Below are 2,668 nucleotides of genomic sequence, written 5' to 3' on the forward strand. Positions count from 1 at the left end.
GAGAGGAAGGTGGGGATGACGTCAAATCATCACGGCCCTTACGTCCAGGGCTACACACGTGCTACAATGGTAGGTACAGAGGGTCGCTAACTCGCAAGAGCATGCTAATCTCTTAAAGCCTATCCAAGTTCGGATCGAAGTCTGCAACTCGACTTCGTGAAGTTGGAATCGCTAGTAATCGCGCATCAGCAATGGCGCGGTGAATACGTTCCCGGACCTTGTACACACCGCCCGTCAAGCCATGGAAGTTGGGTATACCTGAAGATGGTAGCTTTAAGGCGCTATTTAGGGTAGAACTAGTAACTGGGGCTAAGTCGTAACAAGGTAGCCGTACCGGAAGGTGCGGCTGGAACACCTCCTTTCTAGAGCAACGATGAAGAATTATTAAAGAACGATCGAGAGATTGTTTTTGCTTAGCTGTTAATTAAGAAATTGAACACAATATACACAAGTAGAGTCTCATAGCTCAGCTGGTTAGAGCGCTACACTGATAATGTAGAGGTCGGCAGTTCGAGTCTGCCTGAGACTACTAATTTGTGCTTATATTAAGGAAATTTTAGAAGTTGAGTTTGTTAGGAGTTTTACTCAAGACTCATAACTAATAACTCATAACTAAATTATGGGGGATTAGCTCAGCTGGCTAGAGCGCCTGCCTTGCACGCAGGAGGTCATCGGTTCGACTCCGATATTCTCCACGATCAGCTATTTAATAGTTGGAAAAGTTCATTGACATATTGAGATAAAAGAGAAACGAGATTAATTAAAAATAATCTTCGAGAGAACAAAAATAAATAATAAAGAGCAAAAAGTACAATAAGCTAAGTAAGGGCGTATGGGGAATGCCTAGGCTCTCAGAGGCGAAGAAGGACGTGATAAGCTGCGAAAAGCTGTGGGGAGTGGCACATACATATTGATCCGCAGATATCCGAATGGGGCAACCCGGCATATTGAAGATATGTCACATCGTAAGATGAGCAAACCCGGAGAACTGAAACATCTAAGTACCCGGAGGAGAAGAAAACAAAAGTGATTCCGCTAGTAGTGGCGAGCGAACGCGGAATAGCCCAAACCAATGTTGTTACGGCAATATTGGGGTTGTAGGACCACGACATTTGATGTTAATTAAATTAGAACTGTTTGGAAAGACAGACCGCAGAGGGTGATAGTCCCGTATAGGTAAGATTAATTATTGATAGTGGTATCCTGAGTAGCGCGGGGCACGTGTAACCCTGTGTGAATTTGGCGGGACCATCCGCTAAGGCTAAATACTCCTGAGAGACCGATAGTGAACTAGTACCGTGAGGGAAAGGTGAAAAGAACCCTGAATAAGGGAGTGAAATAGACCCTGAAACCATACGCTTACAAGCGGTCGGAGCTGATTTATCAGTGACGGCGTGCCTTTTGCATAATGAGCCTACGAGTTACCGTTGCTAGCAAGGTTAAACACTTCAGGTGTGGAGCCGTAGCGAAAGCGAGTCTGAATAGGGCGCTATAGTTAGTAGTGGTAGACGCGAAACCGTGTGATCTACCCATGGGCAGGTTGAAGCTGTGGTAACACACAGTGGAGGACCGAACCGGTTGACGTTGAAAAGTCTTCGGATGACCTGTGGGTAGGGGTGAAAGGCCAATCAAACTCGGAAATAGCTCGTACTCCCCGAAATGCATTTAGGTGCAGCGTATTAATAGTTTTATAGAGGTAGAGCTACTGATTGGATGCGGGGGCTTCACCGCCTACCAATTCCTGACAAACTCCGAATGCTATAAAATGTTTTAATGCAGTGAGGGCATGGGTGCTAAGGTCCATGTCCGAGAGGGAAAGAACCCGGACCATCAGCTAAGGTCCCCAAATATATACTAAGTTGAATAAACGAGGTTTGACTGCCTAGACAGCTAGGATGTTGGCTTGGAAGCAGCCATTCATTTAAAGAGTGCGTAACAGCTCACTAGTCGAGCGGTCGAGCATGGATAATAATCGGGCATAAGTATATTACCGAAGCTATGGACTCCAATGGAGTGGTAGGGGAGCATTCTATCTGCGCAGAATGTGGTCTGCGAGGACTGCTGGAGCGGATAGAAAAGAAAATGTAGGCATAAGTAACGATAATGCGGGCGAGAAACCCGCACACCGAAAGACTAAGGTTTCCTCAGCTATGCTAATCAGCTGAGGGTTAGTCGGGACCTAACGCGAACCCGAAAGGGGTAGTGGATGGACAACAGGTTAATATTCCTGTACCTGCTCACACTAAAAGTGACGGAGGCGAAAAGTTAGTGCGCACTGACGGAATAGTGCGTTGAAGAGAGTGGTAACACCTCGATAGTACAGTAAGGCTACGGCCGCGCTGATAATCTAGCAAATCGACTTCCAAGAAAACCGAGTGAAGCAGCCCGTACCGTAAACCGACACAGGTAGTTGGGATGAGAATTCTAAGGTGCTCGAGAGATTCATGGCTAAGGAACTAGGCAAAATCGACCTGTAACTTCGGGAGAAAGGTCGCCCATCTTCGGATGGGCCGCAGTGAAAAGGTCCAGGCGACTGTTTATCAAAAACATAGGGCTTTGCTAAATCGAAAGATGATGTATAAGGCCTGACACCTGCCCGGTGCTGGAAGGTTAAGAGGAGGGTTTAGCTTCGGCGAAGATCTGAATTGAAGCCCCAGTAAACGGCGGC

General features: G+C 46.7%; 2 tRNA genes and 2 rRNA genes (1 of these 4 only partly in view). All 4 read left to right on the forward strand.

Annotated features, from left to right (window positions below):
* A 16S ribosomal RNA gene (locus tag ACRBBL_RS05090) occupies positions 1–362 on the forward strand (it extends 1,194 nt beyond the left edge of the window).
* A 93-nt stretch (positions 363–455) separates the two neighbouring features.
* Positions 456–529, forward strand: a tRNA-Ile gene (locus ACRBBL_RS05095).
* A gap of 92 nt (positions 530–621) precedes the next feature.
* A tRNA-Ala gene (locus ACRBBL_RS05100) sits at positions 622–695 on the forward strand.
* A gap of 117 nt (positions 696–812) precedes the next feature.
* Positions 813–2,668 (forward strand): 23S ribosomal RNA (locus tag ACRBBL_RS05105); the annotation flags it as partial.

Source organism: Kordia sp. (assembly GCF_050633145.1).
Classification (GTDB): domain Bacteria; phylum Bacteroidota; class Bacteroidia; order Flavobacteriales; family Flavobacteriaceae; genus Kordia.